Origin of the sequence: Pseudomonas sp. LP_7_YM (assembly GCF_004364435.1) — a bacterium.
Lineage (GTDB): Bacteria > Pseudomonadota > Gammaproteobacteria > Pseudomonadales > Pseudomonadaceae > Aquipseudomonas.
The window spans coordinates 102224-124571 of sequence record NZ_SOCT01000004.1 but is presented as its reverse complement, the minus strand read 5'-3'; the positions used below and the strand labels follow the sequence as shown (position 1 = coordinate 124571).

At 60.7% G+C, this 22348-nt stretch carries 21 protein-coding genes and 1 pseudogene; 10 read left to right on the top strand and 12 right to left on the bottom strand.

The genetic code is table 11. The features are described from left to right. Nucleotides 1–14: 14 nt before the first annotated feature. From EC915_RS12345 to EC915_RS12330, 4 genes are read left to right on the top strand one after another with little or no spacing between them, the layout of a single operon-like run. Complete coding sequence (locus EC915_RS12345; protein WP_133750814.1) at nt 15–899, top strand: type II secretion system F family protein; 885 nt, start codon at nt 15–17, stop codon at nt 897–899. Nucleotide 900: 1 nt separating this feature from the next. Then, nucleotides 901–1788, top strand: coding sequence for a type II secretion system F family protein (locus EC915_RS12340; protein ID WP_133750813.1), 888 nt, complete (start codon nt 901–903; stop codon nt 1786–1788). Nucleotides 1789–1796: 8 nt separating this feature from the next. Continuing rightward, a complete protein-coding gene (locus tag EC915_RS12335) occupies nt 1797–2525 on the top strand; it encodes a tetratricopeptide repeat protein (protein WP_133750812.1) in 729 nt (242 codons plus the stop codon). Further along, complete coding sequence (locus EC915_RS12330) at nt 2522–2800, top strand: DUF3613 domain-containing protein (RefSeq protein ID WP_133750811.1); 279 nt, start codon at nt 2522–2524, stop codon at nt 2798–2800. The genes EC915_RS12335 and EC915_RS12330 overlap by 4 nt, the downstream gene beginning before the upstream one ends. A 313-nt stretch (nt 2801–3113) precedes the next feature. Here EC915_RS12330 and EC915_RS12325 read toward each other — a convergent pair. Next, nucleotides 3114–3740 (bottom strand): annotated as a pseudogene (locus EC915_RS12325) (response regulator transcription factor); the annotation flags it as partial. 183 nt (nt 3741–3923) lie between these two features. After that, nucleotides 3924–4394 carry a prepilin peptidase gene (locus tag EC915_RS12320; protein ID WP_133750809.1) on the bottom strand — a complete coding sequence of 157 codons (471 nt, stop codon included), beginning with the start codon at nt 4392–4394 and terminating at the stop codon, nt 3924–3926. A gap of 74 nt (nt 4395–4468) precedes the next feature. On the opposite strand from EC915_RS12320, the gene EC915_RS12315 reads away from it, so the two are divergent. Further along, complete coding sequence (locus EC915_RS12315) at nt 4469–4939, top strand: TadE/TadG family type IV pilus assembly protein (protein WP_133751105.1); 471 nt, start codon at nt 4469–4471, stop codon at nt 4937–4939. After that, entirely contained in the window at nt 4929–7694 is a 2766-nt protein-coding gene (locus EC915_RS12310; protein WP_256658721.1) for a PAS domain-containing sensor histidine kinase, read from the top strand. The genes EC915_RS12315 and EC915_RS12310 overlap by 11 nt, the downstream gene beginning before the upstream one ends. 30 nt (nt 7695–7724) lie before the next feature. On the opposite strand, the gene EC915_RS12305 is transcribed toward EC915_RS12310, so the two are convergent. The 7 genes from EC915_RS12305 to EC915_RS12275 all read right to left on the bottom strand — a co-directional run bounded on the left by EC915_RS12305 (nt 7725) and on the right by EC915_RS12275 (nt 14459). Beyond that, nucleotides 7725–9638, bottom strand: a complete 1914-nt coding sequence (locus EC915_RS12305) for a pilus assembly protein TadG-related protein (RefSeq protein WP_133750807.1) — start codon at nt 9636–9638, stop codon at nt 7725–7727. Nucleotides 9639–9821: 183 nt separating this feature from the next. Continuing rightward, a complete protein-coding gene (locus EC915_RS12300; protein WP_133750806.1) occupies nt 9822–10382 on the bottom strand; it encodes a DUF4136 domain-containing protein in 561 nt (186 codons plus the stop codon). Nucleotides 10383–10413: 31 nt separating this feature from the next. Further along, nucleotides 10414–11043, bottom strand: a complete 630-nt coding sequence (locus EC915_RS12295) for a DUF4136 domain-containing protein (RefSeq protein WP_133750805.1) — start codon at nt 11041–11043, stop codon at nt 10414–10416. Between the two features lie 20 nt (nt 11044–11063). Continuing rightward, the gene (locus tag EC915_RS12290) at nt 11064–11813 is read right to left on the bottom strand and encodes a methyltransferase domain-containing protein (protein ID WP_133750804.1); all 750 of its coding nucleotides are present in this window, start codon (nt 11811–11813) and stop codon (nt 11064–11066) included. Then, entirely contained in the window at nt 11810–12115 is a 306-nt protein-coding gene (locus EC915_RS12285) for a nucleotide pyrophosphohydrolase (RefSeq protein ID WP_133750803.1), read from the bottom strand. The genes EC915_RS12290 and EC915_RS12285 overlap by 4 nt, the downstream gene beginning before the upstream one ends. A 77-nt stretch (nt 12116–12192) precedes the next feature. Then, nucleotides 12193–13050: a MaoC family dehydratase gene (locus EC915_RS12280; RefSeq protein ID WP_133750802.1), complete on the bottom strand. Its 858-nt coding sequence runs from the start codon at nt 13048–13050 to the stop codon at nt 12193–12195. 53 nt (nt 13051–13103) lie between these two features. Next, complete coding sequence (locus tag EC915_RS12275) at nt 13104–14459, bottom strand: 3-oxoacyl-ACP reductase (protein ID WP_133750801.1); 1356 nt, start codon at nt 14457–14459, stop codon at nt 13104–13106. 118 nt (nt 14460–14577) lie between these two features. Between EC915_RS12275 and EC915_RS12270 the strand changes: the two genes are divergently transcribed. The 3 genes from EC915_RS12270 (at nt 14578) to EC915_RS12260 (ending at nt 18394) form a co-directional block, all read left to right on the top strand. After that, nucleotides 14578–15855: an acetyl-CoA C-acetyltransferase gene (locus EC915_RS12270; RefSeq protein ID WP_133750800.1), complete on the top strand. Its 1278-nt coding sequence runs from the start codon at nt 14578–14580 to the stop codon at nt 15853–15855. A gap of 544 nt (nt 15856–16399) precedes the next feature. Continuing rightward, entirely contained in the window at nt 16400–17203 is an 804-nt protein-coding gene (locus EC915_RS12265) for a helix-turn-helix transcriptional regulator (RefSeq protein WP_133750799.1), read from the top strand. Between the two features lie 297 nt (nt 17204–17500). Further along, a complete protein-coding gene (locus EC915_RS12260) occupies nt 17501–18394 on the top strand; it encodes a PA4780 family RIO1-like protein kinase (RefSeq protein WP_133750798.1) in 894 nt (297 codons plus the stop codon). Between the two features lie 173 nt (nt 18395–18567). Here EC915_RS12260 and cueR read toward each other — a convergent pair whose 3' ends face one another. The 3 genes from cueR to EC915_RS12245 all read right to left on the bottom strand — a co-directional run bounded on the left by cueR (nt 18568) and on the right by EC915_RS12245 (nt 21839). Beyond that, a complete protein-coding gene (gene cueR / locus EC915_RS12255; protein ID WP_133750797.1) occupies nt 18568–18954 on the bottom strand; it encodes a Cu(I)-responsive transcriptional regulator in 387 nt (128 codons plus the stop codon). Continuing rightward, nucleotides 18951–21149: a cation-translocating P-type ATPase gene (locus EC915_RS12250; protein ID WP_133750796.1), complete on the bottom strand. Its 2199-nt coding sequence runs from the start codon at nt 21147–21149 to the stop codon at nt 18951–18953. Before EC915_RS12250 ends, cueR begins: the two co-directional genes overlap by 4 nt. A 309-nt stretch (nt 21150–21458) precedes the next feature. Continuing rightward, on the bottom strand, nt 21459–21839 hold the full coding sequence (locus tag EC915_RS12245) for a hypothetical protein (protein ID WP_133750795.1): 381 nt from the start codon (nt 21837–21839) through the stop codon (nt 21459–21461). Between the two features lie 169 nt (nt 21840–22008). Between EC915_RS12245 and EC915_RS12240 the strand changes: the two genes are divergently transcribed. Next, a complete protein-coding gene (locus tag EC915_RS12240) occupies nt 22009–22206 on the top strand; it encodes a heavy-metal-associated domain-containing protein (RefSeq protein ID WP_133750794.1) in 198 nt (65 codons plus the stop codon). The last annotated feature ends 142 nt before the right edge of the window (nt 22207–22348 follow it).

The following is a 22348-nucleotide window of genomic DNA, read 5'->3' as shown; positions in this document are numbered from 1 at the left end:
TGTGGAGGTTCAAGGTGAAAGGGGGGATCGCTCTCGGACTCATCTTCATGTTGCTGATGGGGTTGTCGGCGTATCTGTTCTATCGCGGCCTGAATCAGGGCGCCAACGAGCGGATCATGGCGCGGCTGTCCTTGGGCCAGCCCGAACCTGTGGCTTCGCGACCGGGCATTGCGCGCATCGAACGGGCCTTTCTGCGCGCCGGCCTCGGCCGCCCGACCGAGCGTTTGCCCTTGGCGGTGACCATCTGGTTGATGGCGATGCTCCTGGGGTATCTGCTCGATGACTGGTTCGGTCTGCTACTGGGCGTGGTGCTGCCGGTCATCCTGCTGCGGCTTTACGTCAGCTTGCGCTATCAACGCCGCGTCAGCCGCATGATCGCGCAACTGCCGCAACTGCTGGACCATGCAGTGCGCAGCCTGAAATCCGGTCGCACGCTGGGCGACGCGGTGCTGCAAGGTATCGACTCGGCGGGATATCCGCTCAACGAGGCGATGTCCCGGATCAAGCGTAACGTGCAGCTCGGCGTAGCCTTGCCGGATGCGGTCAAGGATTTTGCCGAGCTGTACGAGCGCGACGAACTGCAGTTGTTCGCCATGGGGCTGCGGGTCAACCATCGCTATGGCGGCAATGCCAGCGAATTGCTGGATAACCTGATCCGGCTGATCCGTGAACGTGAACAGGGCGCCCGCCAGTTGCGCGCACTGACTGGCGAAACCCGTATGACCGCCGTGGTGTTGGCGCTGCTGCCGGTGGGCATGGTGGGCTACTTTCTGATCGTGAACCCCAGCTATCTGATGCACATGTGGGGTGACGACAATGGGAAAACCATGCTGATGTTCGCATTCGGCATGCAGACACTGGGCTGTCTGGCATTGTGGCGCATGTTGAGGAGCATTTGAGATGGTTTTATTGCTCGGTGTTCTGATGCTCGCGGCCGCCGGTTTTTTCCTGTTGCTGACCGTGACTCGACAACGGCGCAATGAACGCGTGGTGATGGCGCGTCTGCAAGGCGTGGTCATCCGCGATAGCCGGGTCGGCACGCTGCTGCGCCTGCTCGGTGACAGCCGTTTCGGGCAGCGCTCGGTGAGCCTGGACAGCGAGGCGCAGATCCTGCTCAACCGCATCGGCTGGCGCCGGGCCAGCCAGCGCTCGCTGTTTGCGGCGTGTCAGGTGGGAGTTCCCGTCGTCGTGGTCTGCCTGGTCCTGGCGGGCCAGACCCTGTTCTTTACCGACGTGACGTATCCGATCGTGGCGCCTTTATTCGGACTTGGCCTGGGCTATCTGGCGCCCAAACGTGTTCTCGCTTCAGCAGCGGCTCGACGACAAAAGCAGATAGTGGTCGAGATCTCTACATTCATTCCGCTGCTGCGCATTCTGTTCGAGTCCGGCATGGCGGTTGAACAGGCGTTGCGCGTGCTGAGCAACGAAGGTCAACGGCTGCTACCGGTGTTATCCGAGGAACTGCGGGTCATGCTGGTGCGTATCGATTCGGGGCTGGAGCTGGGTCATGAGCTGAACAAAATGGCCGCCGTGCTGGCCGTCGACGAGTTCAGCGACACTTGTGTGATTCTCAATCAATTGATTCATCAGGGCGGCGGGGCGATGAAGTCGCTGCTGGGGCTCAAGCAACTGATCGATGACCGGCGTCTGACGCGGTTGCAGGAATACGTCTCCAAGCTTTCGGCAAAGATGTCGGTGGTGATGATGGTGTTTCTATTTCCAGCCCTGTTGATCGTGTTGGCCGGACCAGGCTTCGTTGCCATTGGCAAGGCCCTGAGTCCGCACTAGGAGATGCAATGAAAGCAGTCATCGCGGTATTGGGACTGGTGCTGCTCAGCGGCTGCGCCACCGACGGCAGCGTACCCTGGCTGGCCCAAGCCACTGGAAGCGGTTGCGGCAAGCCAACCTCCGATCAGGAGCTGGCACTGAACATGGCGCAGGACATGGCCGACGAAGGCCGCCTTCACGCCAGCCTTGCGCATTTGGAAAGTCTGCCGCCGAATCTGGCCGAAGTGCGGCTGCGCAAGGCTCGGGTATTGCGGCTGTTGGGCAGTGACGAGGCAGCGCCTTTGTACAAAAGCCTGCTTGGCACCTGCCGTGCTGCCGAGGGCGAGCATGGCCTCGGACAACTGGCTGCTGCGCGAGGGGATAACAATTCGGCATTGATGTACTTGCAGGCGGCGGTGAAGCTGTCGCCCACCGACGAGAAAATACGCAACGACCTTGGGGTGGTTTACCTCAGCCAGCACAAGCTGGAGCAGGCCCGATTCCAGTTCCTCACCGCGCTTGAACTCAAGCAACCGGACACCCTGGCTGCGTTGAACCTGGTCACCTTGCTGATCTATCAGGACGACTGGACCCAGGCGGCGCAACTGGTCTCACGCACGGGACTAACGCCTGATCAGGTAAACGAAGCGCAGGCCCGCGCGGAAAAACTCAAAAGCACGCCTGGCACCCCGGTGATCAAGGCTGACAAGGTCGCGGCAGTGGCTGATCCGGCTGCGGTTGCAGGGAGGCATCGATGAAAGCTCATTTACTTACCGCTCTCTGCCTGCTGACGCTGACGGACACGGCCGTCGCCATTGAATCCGGCGCCTCTTCGGCCACGCAGAAACAGACCGAAGCCTGGCTGGAACTTCAAGCAAGTGGCAAGGTTGCCTCAACCATCCCCCAGCCCCAGGCACCCGTCGAACGCGACCAGAGCATGCAGCGCTGGCTCAACAACTATCAACACCCGATTCCTGAGTTCTTCGAGCAGAAAAAGGGCGGAACTGTATCGGGAGGCTCAGGAGCAAATTGAGACGAAAGCAGGATTTGCTTACGCCTTCACCGTCAAGCGCGTTCCTGCAGTCCGGCGGGTGCAGCAGATACTCGCCACGCTGCAATCGCTGTAGGAGACGCTGGAGGTTACGAGGGCAGCGAACGCGCTGGATCAGCTACAAAGTCCGTAACAGACCCACCCACGTCGCGGCCAAGCGCTTCTGCAGGACGATGCCGGACGCTTAATGCTCCGTTACCCGCCCCCGCGCAGCGGAATTGTTCGGTGACAGGGCCAGGGCCAGTTGTGTGCGGTTGTTCATGTGGGTCAGGCGCAGGACCTGCGACACGTAGAGCTTCACGGTGTTCTCGGTGATACCCAGTTCGCAGGCGATCTGATAGTTGGTCTGACCCTTGCTCACCAGCCTGGCAACGTCCAGTTGGCGAGGGGAGAGCGGTTCGAAGATGGCCGGTATTGCGCGCTCGCCGTCGCGGTCCGGCCTTGTCGACTGGGCGTTCTGGGAGGACTTGTCCAGATCCTGACGCAGATCGTCGATCGAGGCCGACAGAAATTGCAGCCTGTCGTCGAGGTGCCCCAGGTGCTGCGCTTCTCTGACCCGTTCTCCCAGCGACTCTTCCTGGCGCTGTATGCCTTCGAGCAATTCGTTCAAGTCGACGGGTTTTTGGTAATAGTCGGCGATGCCTGCCCGCAGGGCCTTGATCACGTCCTGTTTTTCGGCGCGGCCGGTAAGCATGATGGCTTCGAACATCCGCTTTTTGCCCGCCAGCAGCCTCATCGCTTCCACCAGTTCGATGCCGTTTAGCACAGGCATGTCCAGATCGCACAGCACGATGGCGATGGCGAGGTCATCGCGGAATCGCTCCAGTGCTTCACGACCCGAATAGCTGGGCACACAGCAGTAGCCATTACCTTCCAGAAACTCGCTGATTTCGTCGACGATGAATTGCTGATCATCGACCACCAGAATCTTGACTACCGATTGCTTGTTCAAGCGCTGCTCCCTGCTGTGACTACAGTTCAATCTGTCCTGAGGCGTGCCTGTCCTTTTCTGACATCCCTACGGCAGGACAGCTTTTGGTCTGGACGTAGGAATAAACCTAGTCCCACTTTCCGGCTATGTACATAGGCCGTAATGGCAATTCGACTAGTGGATCCCTGCGGCGGTGGCCAAAAACCCCAGAAACAGAAACGGCACGAATGGCTGTTTGCTTGACGCGTCAGATGCCAAGTGGGGGTAGCGACGTCTAAACCATTGACCGGTATGGGGCCAGACTTTTTGACGCACCAGCAGCCACCCTGTACTCGCCACGCCAGCACCGACGAACGTGCCCAGCATATGCAATGGGTCGCTGGCCAGCGCCAGTGTCACCAACAGTTTCACGTCGCCTGCGCCGAGCCTGCGCAATGCATAACCCGGCAGGGTAAGCGCCAGTGTCGTCAACAGCGCCCACCCGGCCTGCGGCGTGGATGCACCCAGCCAACTGCTACCGTTTATCAGTAGGTAGCCGAGCACAATCAGCCCTGCGCCGAGCGTCCATGCATTGGAAACCCGCCTGCAGCGCGCATCTTGATCCGCGCAGACGGCAAACCACAGCAGCAGGAAAAATAAATTCATTGGGTAAGAAACGTCCTGTTTTCCGGAAAGTATCTATGCTCAAGCACGGTAGCACTGTCAGGGTAGACGTCGGCATGCGCAGTATTTCCCACAATTTTTCCTCTTCCGGGCAACGCGGCGCGGCGGCCATCGAATTCGCCCTGGTATTCATGATTTTCTTCGGGATCTTCTACGGGGTAGTGACCTACAGCCTGCCCTTGCTGATGATGCAATCGTTCAACAACGCGACCGCCGAAGCGGTACGTCAAAGCGTTGCCATCAGCCCAACGGCCAGTGCGAGCGCTGCGGGCTACGCCAGTCTGGTCACTACGCAGGCGACGTCGGCGTTGAGCAGTCAACTGTCGTGGATACCGTCGGCGTTCGCCTTCAATGTCACTTCGGACGCGGTGGTCACTTTCGATGGCAAGCTGCTTACGGTGGGTATCAATTATCCGACAAGCAAACTGACGCAGGTGTTGCCGGTGTTGACGCTGCCCGGCATCGGCAATGTCCCCAATCTGCCGACCTACCTTTCGGCTCAAGCGAGTCTTCAACTTGCCCCTTAAAAACGAAATCCTCAATCGCTGGCTGGGCCGCACGGATGCACCCGCCCAATCCGAACCAGGCCCTCTGCTTGTCGAACCTGTTTTGACGGGGGCCGACTGGCACATGCATCTGGACCAGGAAGGGCGGGTAACCGGCATCAGCAGATCCTTGTGCAGCGCATTGGGGCTGGCGGCTGTCCTGACCCCGCCGCAGCGACTACTGGGGTATTTGATGCCAGCCAGCGCGCTGGTGGTTGAAGGCACGCCCGAGGAATGGCTGGGGCATATGCTCGACCTGGATTTCAGACGCCCCGATGGGCAGGTGCTGCACTCCCGAGGCTGGGTCCAGGCCCAGGCTGGCATCTGGATTTTGCAGTTGCTGGATATCGGCGACCTGATGCAAGAAGCCAGCATCGCGCAGAGCCGTCAGCAGTGCCTGCGTCTGGCCGGGCAGATCGCGGAGAGGGTCCGGGGTTGCCACATTGATCGTCTGCCGGTGGTGGCCGCCGAACAGCTGGAAGAGCTGGCCCAGAAGTACCGCGTACCCTGTCTTGCCCTGGCACTTGCTGACGCGAGCGGTGCGGGATGGCGCATCTACGCGCATTACAACGCGCACACCGCGCCACAGCTGTGGCAGGACCATCAGCGCTTGGGTACTGACCTTGACACGCTGAACGGCACGCGGACTCAGCAGATCGACTTCGCCGAACCGACAGTGCTGGTGCGCCTGCAAAGTGCTTTCGGCAACGCAGCGGGTTTTCTGCTGCCCCACCACAAGGAGGGCTCGGTCAAGGCGTGGCTGCTGTTCGGGTTCTACGACGCCGCTCAGCAAGCCCCCGAGTTGGGTGATCGAGAGTGGATGAACCTGTGCTCGGCGCTCGCGGGGCCGATCCTCTATCGGTATGCCGATCAGACGCATCGTCATCATGTGGAGCGCCTTGCCGTGTTGCAAGACCTGCTTGGCACTGGCTGGTGGGAGCTGATGCCCGACAGTGAAAAAGTACAGGTTGCGCCGCAACTGGCCCGTACGTTAGGGCTGCCGGACACTAGCGATGTGTTGCCGCTGGCGCAATGGCAGCAGTTGATTCATCCCGCTGATCGTCATGAGCTGGAAAGCCGCCTCGGCCAGTTGCGTGAACATTCAACCCCCCTGCTGTGCTGTGTCAGGTTGCGTCAGGACGATCCGTCCCAGCCCCCGGTCTGGCTGCGAATTCAGGGACAAATATTGGTCAGCGGGCAAAGCCGACGGGTCCTGGGCTTCATGCTCGACGTCAGCGACATCAAGAATCAGGAAACCCAGGCCGCCGCCGCCCATGCCCGATTGGATAACCTGATCGCCAGTTCGCCTGCGGTGATTTATGTGCTGAGCTACGACCAGGGCAGTCTGGAACCCACCTTTTTCAGCGCCAGCCTGACGCCATTGCTGGGATGGGCTCTGGCCGATTGCAGCGACGGTCAGCTCACGCACTATATTCATCCGGACGATCGCGACATCTGGTTTCAACGTACTCGCCAGTTGCTCCGCGAAGGCGTGGTCAGTTGCCGCTATCGCCTGCGCGACAAAAAAGGCGAGTACCACTGGCTGCTGGATGAAGCGCGTTTGCTGCGTGACGACCTCGGCATGCCGGTCGAAGCAGTGGGCCTGTGGCTGGATGTGACGGAAGCGACTCAGGCCACCGAGCGCGTTCGCGAAAGCGAAGAACGCTACCGGATCCTGGTGGAAGACTCACCGGCGATGATCTGTCGCTACACCCCGGATCTGGTGCTCAACTTCGGCAACCGGCCACTGGCTGACTACCTGGAGTGCACGCCTGCGCAGCTGCCGGGCATGAACCTGAGCGGGTGGTTTTCCGCCGAACAGAAAGAGACCTTCCTGCAGCGCATCGCCCAACTGACCCCGCAGGCGCCGATGAGCACCTCGGAAATCTGCCTCGAACTGCCCGGCCGCGAGCATGCCTGGTGGATCTGGGCCGACCGGGGAGTGTTCGACGACAGCGGCAAATTGATCGAGATTCAGGCCGTGGGCCGCGATAACACAGAAACCCGTCGCAGCCGGATGCAACTCAACCAAAGCGCCAAAATGGCGACCCTCGGTGAAATGGCGACCGGCCTGGCCCACGAGATCAACCAGCCGCTCAATGTCATGCGCATGGCGGTGGTCAATGTGCTCAAACGCTTGAGCAATGGTGACGTCGACGTCGACTACCTGACTGACAAACTCAACCGTATTGATTCCCAGGTGCAGCGTGCAGCCAGGGTGGTCGACCACATGCGGGTATTTGGCCGCCGTTCGGAGGTCGAACAGCAATTATTCAGCCCGACCGATGCGGTGGACGGCACCTTGAGCATGCTTTCCGAAGGCATGAAGGGCAAAGGGGTTGCACTGCGCATCGGTGAGCCCGGGCCGCCGGTGCAGGTGCGTGGGCACGTCGATCAGTTGGAACAGGTGCTGATCAACCTCATGGTCAACGCGCGCGATGCCCTGCTTTCCAAAAGAGAGAAGGATCGCGATTTCGAACCTTGGATCGCTCTGCACACCGAGCAGGATGAGCAGACCGTCTGGCTGGTGGTCGAGGACAACGGCGGCGGTATCGATCCGCGTCTGCTGGAGCGTATTTTTGAACCCTTTTTCACCACCAAGGCTGTGGGCGTGGGCACGGGGCTGGGGTTGTCGGTCAGTTACGGCATCGTCGAGCAAATGGGCGGTCGGTTGACGGTCAGCAATGCCAATGAGGGCGCGTGTTTCCGCATTGCGTTGCCCATTGTGCAAGAGTGAACGGCCTGCGCAGGCGCAAGCGCCATACATTCAGATCACCAACACCCCCTGAGCCGGATGGCAGCTGAGGTTAGGCCCCACATCGACCGCTGCCAGATTGATACCCAAGGTGGTCAGCACCTGATTGAGTATGGGGTCTACCAGCGGCGCCAGCACACTGTTGATCACCCCTGCCAGGGTCGTTTGTACGGTCGTTAATATTGACGTCAGGGTGCCCAGCACCGGTGCCAGCAACGAGACACTGGTGGGTTTGTGGTAGACCAGATGGACGCTGCCAAACGTGTCGTTGAGGCTGCTGACGAGGTTGTCGTTCTTGAACGTCTGATAAGGGGCCGGGTCCTTGTGTATCTCGGCAGGCTGAGGATGAACATAGCGTTGTGTAACGCCCAGCACGCTGCCGTCGGTAGATCCGGTGCCGCCGACATACAAACCCAGTCCACCACCGCCGTAGGCAACCCGTGCCTGGCAGATGTGCGTCACCGCCGTACAGCTGGTCGTACCGATATCGAGAATCGGCAGTTCCTGCACGCTCATCGCGGTTGACGATGACGTCCAGGCCGATTTGTTGGAGATGGTACCGATCTTGGTGACCAATGCCGCAGTCGTCGTGCTGGTGGTGAGGGTTTTGGTAGCGTCGCTGTCGCAGCTGAAATCGGTGACGTAACTGCTGGCCTGGGCGGCGTCGAGGCTGATATCGACAGTGGACCCGTTGGGCAGCATTTTCACGTCAGCCCCCAGTAGGGTCAGGCCCAGGGTGGACAGCGTCGTGTTGAGCGCGGTCAGTGTTGCACTGAGCCCAGGACCCAGATCAACGCTGATCAGTATCCGTACCTGCGCCGTGTTCACGTAAATCTGATTCGGTCCGGTCGGGTTGGCTTTGGCCAGAATCGGGTTTCCCAACGCCGTAAGCTGCGGGGGCTCAATGATTTTCAACTGCACGGTGGCACCCGCCACCCCCATCAGACTGGCGGGAACCGTCGCGGTGACGGCGCTGTTGCTGTTGGCCACCTGAACGAAGGCTTCCACCAGTTGAAACAGATTGAGGCTGGTGTCCAGCGCTGCCTGTGGCAGACCGTTCTGCACGTTCATCAGGCCTTGCAGTTTGATTGTCGTACCGCCAGCGATGGCACTGGCCCCCAGCAGGTTGGTGATCGCGGCTTGAACCGCAGGGTTGCTCTGGGGCAACACCTTGACTGCCGTCTTGAGCAGTTGCGAAACGGTGATATCGGTGCCCAGCAATGATGTGTAATCCCCCGCCTTGACGCCGACATCAATCGCTAACTGATTCAGATAGCCGAGCATGTTGATGTTGACGTTGGTCAGGCCTTGCCATCCTGCCAGAGAGACATTCAATGTGCCGCCCAGCAGGCCACCCCAGAGGGCATTCAACAGATCGCCTTTGGTGCTGTCGATGGTGGTCAATGTGCTCCTGATCGTCAGCTGCGCCAACGGCGGCAAGGGTGGCGTGGCTACGGCAACGGCTGTCAACTGGATGGTCGAGGGGGACGGAGTGCTGTCGAACATTGCGCCAACGCCTGCTGCAACGCTGCGTGCGACGGTATGGCTGACGGTCACCTGAATGGCATCGGATCGGGTGGCGTCGGCGGTAAAGCTTCGGCGGCTGTCGGTCCCTGTGGTAAGGGCGCCGCAGAGGGTCGTCAGCAGGCGGGTATTGTCGGTCACGGTGAAGCCATTGCGCGTAGCGCTTTGTATCGCGTACGTGCTGGCAGTGCTGTTTCCCGCGCAGTTGCCGCCCAGGCTCGCAGCCTCCAGAACGGCCATGTCGGCCACCCGCTGCAGGGTACGTTTTTCCAGAAAGAGTCGGCCGCTGTCGACCACCACCAGGGTGCATAGCAGGGCCAGCGCCATGGTCAGCGCGGCAAACAGTCCTATGGCACCGCGCTGCCGGTCCGGGCGGCCACAGGGGGATAGCAGGGCAGACATCCAGCACTCCTTCGACAAAGCCGTCGCCACTCACCCAGAATTGGCGGAGTCTAGTCGAGGCTTTGCGAATGCGCCGGCACAAACGCCGGATTCATCTGGGTAGCGGAGAAACCGTCGCAAAGCCTGGCTTCAAGCGGCCCGAGTCACTCGTTCTCGCCGCTTGAAACTTAAGGTCTGTGGCTGTTACCGGGGAGGATACTGCTGCAGGATTTTCTGCACTGTCTGACGCAACGCCAGTTCGCGGGCGGCCGGGTTTGCGCTGCTGTCGTCCGCGATTTGCTCGGTGCTGCCGCGCCATACCAGCTTGCCGTCCTTGCCATCGAACATGTCGATCTGCAAGGTCGAGACCTTGTAGTCGACATTGCGCGTCTCGGTGCCGATCGGGCCGCCCCAGTATCCGCCCCATGGATTACCCCAGGCGCCGCCATAATTGGTGGTGACCATCTGCTGACGGTTTTCGACGATCAGCCAGGCCTGAACCTGCACGTCAGCCTTGGTCCCGGCCGTGGCCATGCGCAGACCACGCTGATCGAGCTGCTCAGTGACGGACTGACGAATACGCTGCTCGGTCAGATTACTTTTGATGCGCGGGTCATTGGGCTGATATTGCAGGCCCGGTTCTTTCCACGCCCAGGTTCCATACCCGCCGAAGTCGCGTTGGGCATCGAAGTCACGATTGACCCGATCGGTCTGGCACGCGGCGAGCAGCAGGGCAACACACACGACAGCGATACAGCGCAACATGATGGTTCTCCAGCAAGGATGTAGGGCCGTGCTATGACGGCGGATAGGCGGTCAAGGCACGCTGCACAGCCTGCCGCAATGCTTTGGCGCGATCTGCCTGATCGCCGCCGCTGCCGGTTTCGGCGCTGGCGCTCCACACCGGCTGGCCGCTGCGGGCATCGAACAGGCTGATGCGCACCACGACCACCTGCTCTTGATAGGTGCGCATCACCGGCACGCTGGCGTATCCGCCGTAGCCATTGCGATAACCGTTGCCACCGTAGTAGCCGGCACCCGCGCCGCCATAGTACGGGTCGTAATAATCGTCGCGCACCTGACGCAGACGGGTCTCCATGCGCGTATCGGCGGCTACCTGCAAATCAGCCGCCTGAGGGTTGCGCGAGGGTCGCAAGCCGCGCTGGTCAAGCCCGTTACTCACGGCTTCAGCGACTTGGCCCGAATCAGCCCATTGCGTGCCCGGCGGCAGTTGACCGTTAAGCCAGGTCCAGTTGCGATAGCGTCCATAGTCGCGAGGTGCCGCCGGGTAGGCACTCATGTCGAGGGTATTGGCAGCTTGCGGCGGCGCAGGCGGGACTGCGGCCGAAACGGCGGTGTAAGGATTAGGACTCTGGCAGGCGGCAAGGCCCAGGCAAAGAGAGAGCACAGCGAGACGGCGTTTCATGAGGGTCTCCGCAAATAGCGTCAAACAGGTCGGCACATCCAGTGCAGATAACGTCCCAGGCCGGCGAAGCCGGGGTGGCGTCGATGCGCCAGTTCCATTTCCAGCAGGTCCGCGAGTTCAGCCCTGGCCTGAAACTCGATCGGCATGTAGTCGTGGAAAACCCGGACGCCACTTTGGGTTTCGACTCGCCACAGACTTTCAAGTTGCGCCGCTAATTCACGCGGATCAAGCGGTTGTTGCGGGGTCAGGCTCTGTTTTTCACCGGCCAGGGTATTTCGGCGCATCTTGCGGAAGTGACCCTTGAGCAGATTGCGATAAATGAGTGCGTCGCGGTTATAAAACGCCAGCGACAGCCAGCCATCGGCTTTGGTCAAACCATGCAGCACCGCAAGGATGGCGTAGGGCTCGGCCAGCCATTCCAGCACTGCGTGGCACAGCACCAGATCGTAAGGCTCGGTGAGCAGGCCCGGCAACGCCTGAAAGGGGGCCTGAATGAAAGTCGCCGACTGCCCGGCCTCGGCAAAACGCTGACGGGCTCCCTCCAGCATCGGTTCGGCAGGTTCGGCCAGCGTCACCTCGTGACCCTGTTCGGCCAGCCACAGCGACATATGGCCCAAGCCCGCGCCGATATCCAGCACGCGCAGGGGGCGGTTCGGCAGGGATTCCTTGAGGTCGGCCTGCAGGACCGCCAGGCGAATCGCGCCTTTGGCGCCGCCGTAGATTTTCTCGGCGAAGCGGGTGGCCAAGAGGTCGAAATGACGATCGCTCATTTAGCGAACCGCCGTTCGCTGTCAGCCAGCTTGGCGCGGACCACGTCATTCATGTCCAGCCCCAGTTCGCTGCACATCAGTAACAGATAGAGCACGATGTCACCCACTTCCTGACCGGCGTGGGCCAATTCGTCGGCAGGTAGCTGGCGCGACTGATCCTCGGTTTTCCACTGGAAGATTTCCACCAGCTCGGCCATTTCCACACTGGCAGCCATCGCCAGGTTCTTTGGACTGTGGAATTGCCGCCAGTCATTGCTATCGCGGATGCGATGCAGGCGTTGGGTGAGTTCGTCGAGGTTCATGCGCAGGTCTCCTGAAGGTGCGTAGCTTCAGGGGGTTACGCGGGAGGGTCAAGTTGCATATGCAGGGCGCTGCGTGGCTATTCCGAAATCGGCTGCCACGTCCCGATCATGTGCACGATCCCTTCCCGGCCTTCGACCCTCAATTGCCCGTGAGACCCCGCAACACTCGCAAACATAGTCACCTCGCTGGGCAGGCGCACGGGTTTCTGAAATTCCACCGATATCTCCACATTCGAGGCGGGCAGATGGTCTTCCAGCGCGGCCAAGGCGCGGCTTTTTATCCACAGGCCGTGGGCGATGGCGGTGGGAAAACCGAACAGTTTGGCGCTGGGGGCGCTCAAGTGGATCGGATTGTAATCACCGCTGGCCCTGGCGTATTGCCGACCAATGTCCGCTGGGGCATACCAGGTCGCCAGCTCGGTCATCGGCAGCGGCGCAGGCTCGAAAGCGCCTTCAACTTCACCCTCGGCGTTCGCACCACGACAAAGCATGGTGCTGCGCTCTTCCCAGAGCAGACCCAATGCATCCTCGAACTGGGTGATCAGGTTGAACGTAGCGCCTTTGGCATGGGGCCGCAGATCGGCCACCCGCACACTGACCTGCGCTTTGATCACGCCGCCCAGTGGCCGCCGAATGCTGATCCGGTTATGCACATGCACAAGCCCCAGCAACGGAAATGGAAAGTCCTTGTCGGTGAGCAGTTTCATCTGCAATGCAAAGGCCAGAACATGGGGATAAGTCGGTGGCAGCAGACTGCCGGGAATGAATCCACAGACCTTGGCGAAGGCATTGACCTTCTCAGGCTCGATTGACACCCAGCAGCGCAGGCCGTGGTCGGGCAGTTGCGTGCCGCTGACCTTGCGCCGCAGCGCCGCCTGCAGGAACAGGCCGGGCAGCGCGGGTGGGCTGTCCAGATAGCGCCAGTGTCCACTCATCGACTTTCTCCGTTCACATCTTCATGTTCTGCGTGCGACGTTTGGCGGCAGACTCAAGCGCCGATCAAACTTTGTCCACAGACTCTCAAAACCTGTCCGCTGACTGACCCAGTGCCTGGCTGACCCAGCCACGCCACCGCCTCTGCCACATCCTGCGGCAGCCCGCCCTGGCCCAATGAACTCATGCGCCGACCGCCTTCACGCAGCGCGAATGGCATGTGAGCGGTCATGCTGGTCTCAATAAAACCGGGGGCAACCGCATTGATGCTGATGCCGCGCTCCTTGAGCGAAGGCGCCAGGGCTCTGGCCAGCCCGATCAGCCCGGCCTTGCTGGTGGCGTAGTTGGTTTGCCCGCGGTTACCCGCCAGCCCGCTGATGGATGCCATCAGGATCACGCTGCCGTTATCGTGCAGGGCACCGGCATCGATCAGCGCCTGGGTCAGCCCTTGTGGGGCATTGAGGTTGACGTTGAGCACCGAATTCCAGAATTCCTCCGTCATATTGGCCAGGGTCTTGTCGCGGGTGATCCCTGCGTTGTGCACCACGATGTCGAGACCGCCTGGAATGTGTTCGATCAGTTGGGCAGCGGCGTCCGGTGCGCAGATGTCCAGCACCAGGGGCTGACCGCCAAGACGTGCAGCCAGTGCTTCGAGATCGGACTTGGCCTGCGGCACATCGAGCAGCACCACCTCGGCGCCATCGCGGGCCAGGGTCTCGGCAATCGCCGCACCGATTCCTCGCGCAGCGCCTGTGACCAGCGCCTTGCGTCCGGCCAACGGACGACTCCAGTCCTGCACTTTGACGGCGCAAGCGCTCAGACGAATCACTTGCCCGGAAATGAACGCGCTTTTCGGCGACAGGAAGAATCGCAACGCACCTTCGAGTTGATCCTCGGCGCCTTCTTCCACTTGCAGCAACTGAACCGTACCGCCATTGCGCATTTCCTTGGCCAGCGAACGGCTGAAGCCTTCGATAGCCTGCTGGGTGCTGGCCGCCAGCGGGTCGCTCAGCGTGTCGGGCGCGCGGGCGAGAATTACGATATGCGCGCTGTGCTCCAGATGGCGCAGCACCGGATGGAAAAAATCGTGCAACTGACCCAGCTGCGAGGTGTGCATGAGGGGGCTGGCATCAAATACCACGGCTTTGATCTTCGAGCCCTGATCGGCTGTCCACGGGTGCGCATCGCTCACCTCGGCGCTAAACCCGAACAGCAGATCGGTCATGCGTGGCGCAAAGCCGTTGACCAATTCCGCCAATGGGCCTGCGCTCAAGAGCAACGCGCCTTCCACCGGGCGCAGGCGGCCAGCCTGCCAGCGTTCCAGTCGAGCGGGCGCAGGCAGCCCCACGGCCCCAATCAGTCGGCGACCGATGTCCGAATTGGCGAAGTCGATGTAGCGATCAGATGCCATGGAACACTCTCCTTGAGTCGGGGTTCAAAGAGTGGACCGCACTATCGGGTAATAAGTCCTAGGGTAATAAGTCCTACGCTCTTGAGCTGATCAGCTCACACCAGAAAGGGAGATTTCAATGAGTCAGATACGCCGCGTGGCCATCGTCGGAGGCAATCGGATTCCGTTCGCCCGTTCCAACGGCGCGTACGCCACCGCCAGTAATCAGGCCATGCTGACCGCCGCGCTGGAAGGCTTGATCGAGCGCTTCAACCTGCATGGGCAGCGCTTGGGTGAAGTGGTGGCGGGCGCGGTGCTAAAGCATTCGCGGGATTTCAACCTGACCCGCGAATGTGTGCTCGGTTCGCGGCTGTCGGCCGAGACCCCGGCTTACGACATTCAGCAAGCCTGCGGCACCGGGCTGGAAGCCGCGTTGCTGGTGGCCAACAAGATTGCGCTGGGGCAGATCGAATGCGGCATTGCCGGTGGCGTGGATACCACCTCCGATGCGCCGATTGGTGTGAATGAGGACCTGCGGCGGATCCTGTTGCAGGTCAATCGCAGCAAGAGCACCGGTGACAAACTCAAGGCACTGACCCAGTTGCGTCCGCATAACCTCAAGCCTGAGCTGCCGCGCAATGGCGAGCCACGAACAGGATTGTCGATGGGCGAGCATTGCGAGCTGATGGCGCAGACCTGGCAGATCCCTCGGGAAGCGCAAGACCAATTGGCGCTGGAGAGCCATCAAAAAATGGCTGCGGCCTACGCAGCGGGCTGGCAGGACGATTTGCTCACGCCCTTCAACGGCCTGACCCGGGATAACAACCTGCGCGTTGATGCGACTCTGGAAAAGCTCGCCTCGCTCAAGCCTGCGTACGAGCGCAGCGCGAAAGGAACGCTGACGGCGGGTAACTCCACGCCACTGACCGACGGCGCGTCACTGGTGCTGCTGGCCAGCGAGGAATGGGCTCAAAAGCGTGGCTTACCTATCCTGGCTTACTGGCGCGATGGCGAAGCCGCCGCCGTGAATTTTGTGCGCGGCGAAGAAGGGTTGCTGATGGCGCCGGTGTACGCCGTACCGCGCTTGCTGGCCCGCAATGGCCTGACCTTGCAGGATTTCGATTACTACGAGATTCACGAAGCGTTTGCCGCGCAAGTGCTGTGTACGCTCAAGGCTTGGGAAGACCCCGAATACTGCAAAACCCGCTTGGGACTCAATACGCCGCTGGGTTCGATTGATTGCAGCAAGCTCAACGTCAAAGGCAGCTCACTGGCGGCCGGCCACCCGTTTGCGGCAACTGGCGGGCGTATCGTTGCCAACCTGGCCAAGCTGCTGAGCGTGGCTGGGCAGGGCCGTGGGCTTGTCTCGATTTGCGCGGCGGGCGGGCAGGGCGTTACGGCGATTCTGGAACGGTGAGATAACACACAGGCTGGTGCTGCTGCCGGTTCCCACGGGATCGCATGCAAGGTGTACCGCCACAGCAGCTCCTCCACACCATTTGGGCACACGCATACTGTGGACCTCGTCCATAGGGCCCAGCTGCTCCGACGAAAGCGGTCTATCAACCGCCACCGTGCTGGCCGATACACCGCATCCTGCGGTAGCAGCGATTTCAACAGGAATGGATAAGTGAGTCGCGGGCCATGTCGATCAGATGGACGACGGAGAAGGCGAGGTCGCGTTTGACGCCAATGTGGTTCTCGGCGCTTTCGCAGGCGGATGTTGTGACGCAACGTAACAGACCGGCCACGCAGGCCATACAGGGCGCAGCCTGGCGCGTTTTTCCTCAGCGTGAGGCTCTCAGCACTGCCAGATGAAAATGGCACACACCGTGATGACAGATTCAATTGGATCAGCATGTGCCTAAGGCGGCAGATGTAAGGGTCGCAGCATGGCGCAGTGAGTGGATTATCAGACAGGCCCGGCCCTACACTACCGCTTCACGACATCAGGCCCGCTCATGCCGACCAAAGGACACTTGCCCGCGCGCAGCCCGCACACCGAACGTTCTATCCCGGCGCTCGCGGATCTGCCGCGTCCGTTGTACGCGAGGGCCGAAAGCCTGAGCGCCGGCTCCTGGACGCCCACCCATCGTCACAACTGGGTGCAATTTTCCTATGCCATCAGCGGTGTGCTTGGCGTACAGACCGAGCAGGGCAGCTTTTTTGCCCCACCCCAATGGGGCGTCTGGATTCCTGCAGGGCTCGATCACGAAGTCGTCACTTCGACCCGCGCCGAGATGCGCAGTTTGTACATCCGCACCCAGGATTCATGCGGGGCCCCTGAGCGCTGCCGCGTGCTGGAGGTCACGCCCCTGGTCCGCGAACTGATCAAAAGCTTCTGTCTGCTCCCCGCCGATTATCCTGAGCACGACAGCCCTGAAGCGCGACTGGTCCAGGTACTGCTCGACCAACTGGTGACCCTGCCGGAAGTCGGCTTTTCGTTGCCGCTTCCACGTCATACCCGCTTGCTTTCGCTGTGTAACGAACTGATCGAAGAGCCCAGCCAGAACATCACCCTTACCTACTGGGCAGCACGCCTGAACATGTCGGAAAAGACCCTGATGCGCTTGTTCCAGCGCGAGACGGGCTTGAGTTTCAGAGGCTGGCGGCAGAGAGCAAGACTGCTGGCTTCGCTCAACGCATTGGAGGAGGGCGACAGCGTGACCCGCACGGCCCTTGATTGTGGTTACGACTCAACGTCAGCGTTCATCGCGGCATTCAAGGGTTTATTCGGATTCACTCCGGGGGAGTTGTTCAGGTGATCACGAATGACCGCCGCTCCAGCGCCTGCCAAACCCCTTTTTATGCCCGCGCGGCACCCGGCATCGTCCGATTGGCGGGATCGGGGCGATATATCCGCTCACAGCTGGCGCACCTGTCATCACCAGGATTGGACTATCCTGCGCCCGGCATGAAAGGTGCTTGGCTCGATCCTGGGAACGTCTGGTTTGAAATTGAATCCATGACTCAATACATATGCCCCTACTCGCTAGCGGAAGATTGCCGTATAACGAGCAACAATCGCGTGTTTGGCAACGAAGGACCCCCAATAAAAGCTGATGAAGACTCCAAAACGCATTGAACCCCTGATCGAAGACGGTCTGGTAGACGAGGTGCTGCGCCCGCTCATGAGCGGCAAAGAGGCGGCTGTTTATGTGGTGCGCTGTGGCAAAGAGCTGCGCTGCGCGAAGGTTTACAAGGAGGCGAATAAACGCAGTTTCCGTCAGGCTGCCGAGTATCAGGAAGGCCGCAAGGTGCGCAACAGCCGCCAGGCCCGGGCCATGGCCAAAGGGTCCAAGTTCGGGCGCAAGGAAACCGAAGATGCGTGGCAGAACGCCGAAGTGGCGGCCTTGTTCCGTCTTGCCAGCGCAGGCGTCAGGGTGCCCAAGCCGTACGACTTCCTCGAGGGCGTGCTGCTGATGGAAATGGTGTCCGATGAGTACGGCGACGCAGCACCACGCTTGAACGACGTCACGCTCGATCCGGATCAAGCGCGTGAGTATCACGCCTTCCTGATTCAACAGATCGTGCTGATGTTATGTACCGGACTGGTGCACGGTGACCTGTCCGAGTTCAATGTGCTGCTGTCGCCCGATGGCCCGGTGATCATCGACCTGCCGCAGGCGGTGGACGCTGCGGGCAACAACCACGCGTTCAGCATGCTTGAGCGCGACGTCGGCAACATGGCTTCGTACTTCGGCCGCTTTGCCCCTGAACTGAAGCAGACCCGCTTCGCCAAGGAGATGTGGGCCTATTACGAAGCCGGCACCTTGTCGCCTACGACCGTGCTCACCGGCGAGTTTGCGGACACCGATGAGGCCGCGGACGTTGGTAGCGTGTTGCGCGAGATCGAAGCCGCGCAGCGCGACGAGGCGCGGCGTCAGGCTGTAAAGGCAGAGGATGAGGCGCCACCGGGCAAGGCTGAAGAACCGCCTCCGCCCTGGATGCAGTAAGGGGCGATGAACACGGCGCTGGCCGATGCCAGCGCTTTGTCCCTCGGTGCGCAGCGAGCATCGGATCAAGATGTTAATGCTTGGCGGATGTTTTCATAATTATTGTGAGTGTTGATGTTCATTGCGTTCAGCAGACTGTTTCGCAATTGACGTTATTCGCACATCTAGAGCAGTTACGACTCCAAATTCCTCAATATCGGACACTCCGGCCGATCATCTCCCTGACAATGCGCTACCAGATCCAGCAAGGTATCCCGCAGTCCTGCCAATTCGCTGATCTTTCGATTCAGTTCGGCAATGTGCTGACAAGCGAGAGCCTTCACATCGGCGCTGGCCCGCTGGCGGTCCTGCCAGAGGGTCAGCAGTTTGCCGACTTCCTCCAGCGAAAACCCCAGGTCTCGGGAGCGTTTGATAAAGGCGAGCGTGTGCAACTCGTCCTTCCCATATAACCGATAGCCACTGTCGGTGCGGGTCGCGGCGGGAAGCAAGCCAATGGACTCGTAATAGCGAATCATCTTGGCACTCAGGCCACTGCTTTTGGCGGCTTGGCCGATGTTCATGGCTTATCTCCCGTGTCGTCCGGCTTCCAGGTCTTGAGCAACAAGGCATTGCTCACGACGCTGACGCTGGACAACGCCATGGCTGCGCCCGCCAGCACCGGATTGAGAAGGCCGAAGGCGGCAAGGGGAATACCGATCAGGTTGTAGACGAAGGCCCAGAACAGGTTCTGGCGGATTTTTGCGTAGGTCTTGCGGCTGATGTCCAGCGCGGCAGGGATCAAACGAGGGTCGCCGCGCATGAGGGTGATGCCCGAGGCGTGCATGGCGACATCGGTGCCGCCGCCCATGGTGATGCCGATGTCGGCGGCAGCCAGGGCAGGCGCGTCGTTGATGCCATCGCCGACCATCGCGACCACGTCGGTTTTCTTCAGCGTGATAATCGTCGCTGCCTTGTCGGCAGGAAGGACCTCGGCGTGTACGTCGTTGATGCCCAGCGCCTGTGCCACGACGTTGGCGCTGCCGCGATTGTCGCCGGTCAGCAGGTGGGTACTGATGTGGCGCGCGGTCAGCTGTTCGATAGCTTGCGCGGCGCCCGGTTTGAGTGTGTCGCCAAAGGCGAACAGGCCGAGCACTTGCCGTTGGGGGGTCAACTCGATCAGCCAGGACAGCGTACGGCCTTCTGCTTCCCATTGTTGAGCGCTGCCAGCAAGCGCGTCGGGAGACAGTTCGCTTTCCTCCAGCAGGCGACGATTGCCCAGCGCCAGTTCGCGGCCGTGCAATGTACCGGCGATGCCGCGGCCAGCCAGGGAGCGGCTGTTGCTCACATTTTCCAGTGTAAGACCACGCTCATCGGCCATGTCCAGCACCGCTTTGGCTAACGAATGTTCGCTACCCCGTTGCAGCGCGCCAGCCCGTTGCACCAAGGCATTCTCGTCGCCATCGACCGCGCTGAAGTGCGCAATTTGAGGCGTGCCGGAGGTCAGCGTGCCGGTTTTGTCGAACACCACTGCCGTGACTTCATGGGCACGCTCCAGGGCTTCGGCGTCCTTGATCAGAATGCCGTAACGCGCTGCCACGCCGGTGCCGGCCATGATCGCCGTCGGTGTCGCCAGCCCCAGAGCGCAGGGGCAGGCAATAACCAGCACCGCCACGGCGTTGATCAATGCGGCCTCCCACGAAGCCCCTGCCATCAGCCAGCCCACCAGCGTGACGATCGCCACGAGCAGGACGACGGGGACGAATACCTGACTGACCTTATCAACCAGCTTTTGAATCGGTGCCTTGGCTGACTGTGCGTCCTCGACCAAGCGGATGATGCGCGCCAGTACTGTCTCTGCACCTAGCGCCTGCGTGCGCACCAGTAACCGACCCTCGCCATTGATGGCCCCACCCGTGACCTTGTCGCCTGGCTGCTTGGCGACCGGCAGGCTTTCGCCGCTGATCAATGCCTCATCGGCATGGCTCTGGCCTTCGATGACTTCGCCGTCCACCGCAAAGCGCTCGCCGGGTTTGACCAGCACCTGATCACCCACTTTCAGCGCGCTGATCGCGACCTCCCGTTCCTCACCATCGATGACTTGAATAGCCCGTTCCGGACGCAACGCTTCGAGCGCCCGAATCGCGCTGGCGGTCTGGCGTTTGGCGCTGCTTTCAAGGTATTTGCCCAACAACACTAGAGCGATGACCACGGCGGACGCTTCGAAATAAAGGTGCGGCATGCTGCCGGGGCTGGCGGCGAGCCATTGATACAGGCTCAAGCCGTAACCTGCACTGGTGCCCAGCGCCACCAGCAGGTCCATGTTGCCTGCCCCGGCACGCACGGCCTTGAAGGCTGCGACATAGAAGCGCGCACCCAGGAAGAACTGCACCGGTGTCGCCAGAAGAAACTGCACCCACGCAGGCAATATCCAGTGCACGCCCAGGGGATGCAACAGCATCGGCAAGACAAGTGGTAAGGCGAGCACGATGGCGAGGATAAGGTGCCAGCGCTCGCTGTCGTGGCGTTTGAGTTGATCGGCTTGCTGAACGGCGGGGTCCTGCTCCAGGCTGGCGCCGTAGCCGGCTTTATCGACTGCGGCGATCAGGCTGGCCGGGTCTATCTGCTCGATCACTTCTACGTGGGCGCGTTCGTTGGCGAGGTTGACGGTGGCATTTTTTACGCCAGGGACCTTGCGCAATGCGCGCTCCACGCGTCCCGCGCAACTGGCGCAGGTCATGCCGGTGATCGGCAGATCGAATGTATCGGGACTGGGCATTCCGGGCACTCCTTGGAAGCGGTTGCCAACAAGAATCAACCTTGCCACGCGGACAAGGTCAACAGCCAGTTTAAAAAATCATTGCTTATGCACGGAGCGGGGAGGATGAGTCCTGGACGCGTACAGGCAGTCTGCCGCGCAGTGGCGGCAGACGTCGGTCAGTGAGCTTCCAGTTGATCCGGCGCGGAACCACCCACGACCTCGCTGCTAAACGAAATAGGGTGGCGGCTTTGACACGGGTTAGCAGACCGGGGCGCGGGAGAACGAGCTAGTGAATGCGGTCGTTCAAATGGCTCGGTGTCGGGTCGATCAGTAATTCAGGTCAGCCTTTTTCAGATACATCCCGTTTGGCCCGGAGGCGATGCGGTATTTCAGGATGTCGCCAGCATTGATGTGCACGCGGGTGTTGTTCTGCGCCTCTATACCCGGTGAGCACCCGGGCACCTGCGAAGCCAGCACACGCAGGCGGATCGACTGATCGCCAGGCGGGAGGTTGAATGAGGCGGAATCCTCCTGAAACAGCCGACCGATCAACTGGTCCTGAAGGAAAATGCCAATCTCGCACGGCGTAGGGATTTCGAGCCGCTCACGCGAAATAATAAGCACGCCATAATCCTGACCGGCCTGAGCCCAGGACGCGGACGCCAACAGACCGATAAAACCTGCAATGCGAAAGGCTGACCAGCGCATGGCCGATGCTCCTGATGTTCGTTGATGTCACACTTTGGCTCAGCACACCGTCGAATACCAGCCCGGCAGGTTCAGCACAAACTTGACCTTGTCACGGTGGGAAGGTCAAAGATGTCGACGTCCGGCTGTATTCACCTGAATGTACAACCTTCAACCGAGGAGACACGCCATGCAAGTATTCAACGTTCAAGGCATGACCTGCGGGCATTGCGTCAAAGCGGTCACCAACGCGATCAAGGCTCAGGACCCGGCTGCGGATGTGCAGATTGATCTGGGTAAAGGGGAGGTGAAGGTGCAAAGCCAGCTGGCTACCGAGCAGGTGATCGGGTTGATCGAGGGAGAGGGTTATAGCGCAAAAGTCGCGTGAGCCGCGCGTGACCTGTGGCAGCGAATTCATTCGCGAGAGGCGGGCACAGCCGACATGAATCTGTAGCGCATGCCAACATCCGGCCAATGAATTCGCTCCCGCAGTGATCACGCGCCTGTAGCAAAACACTGCCATCGCCTGG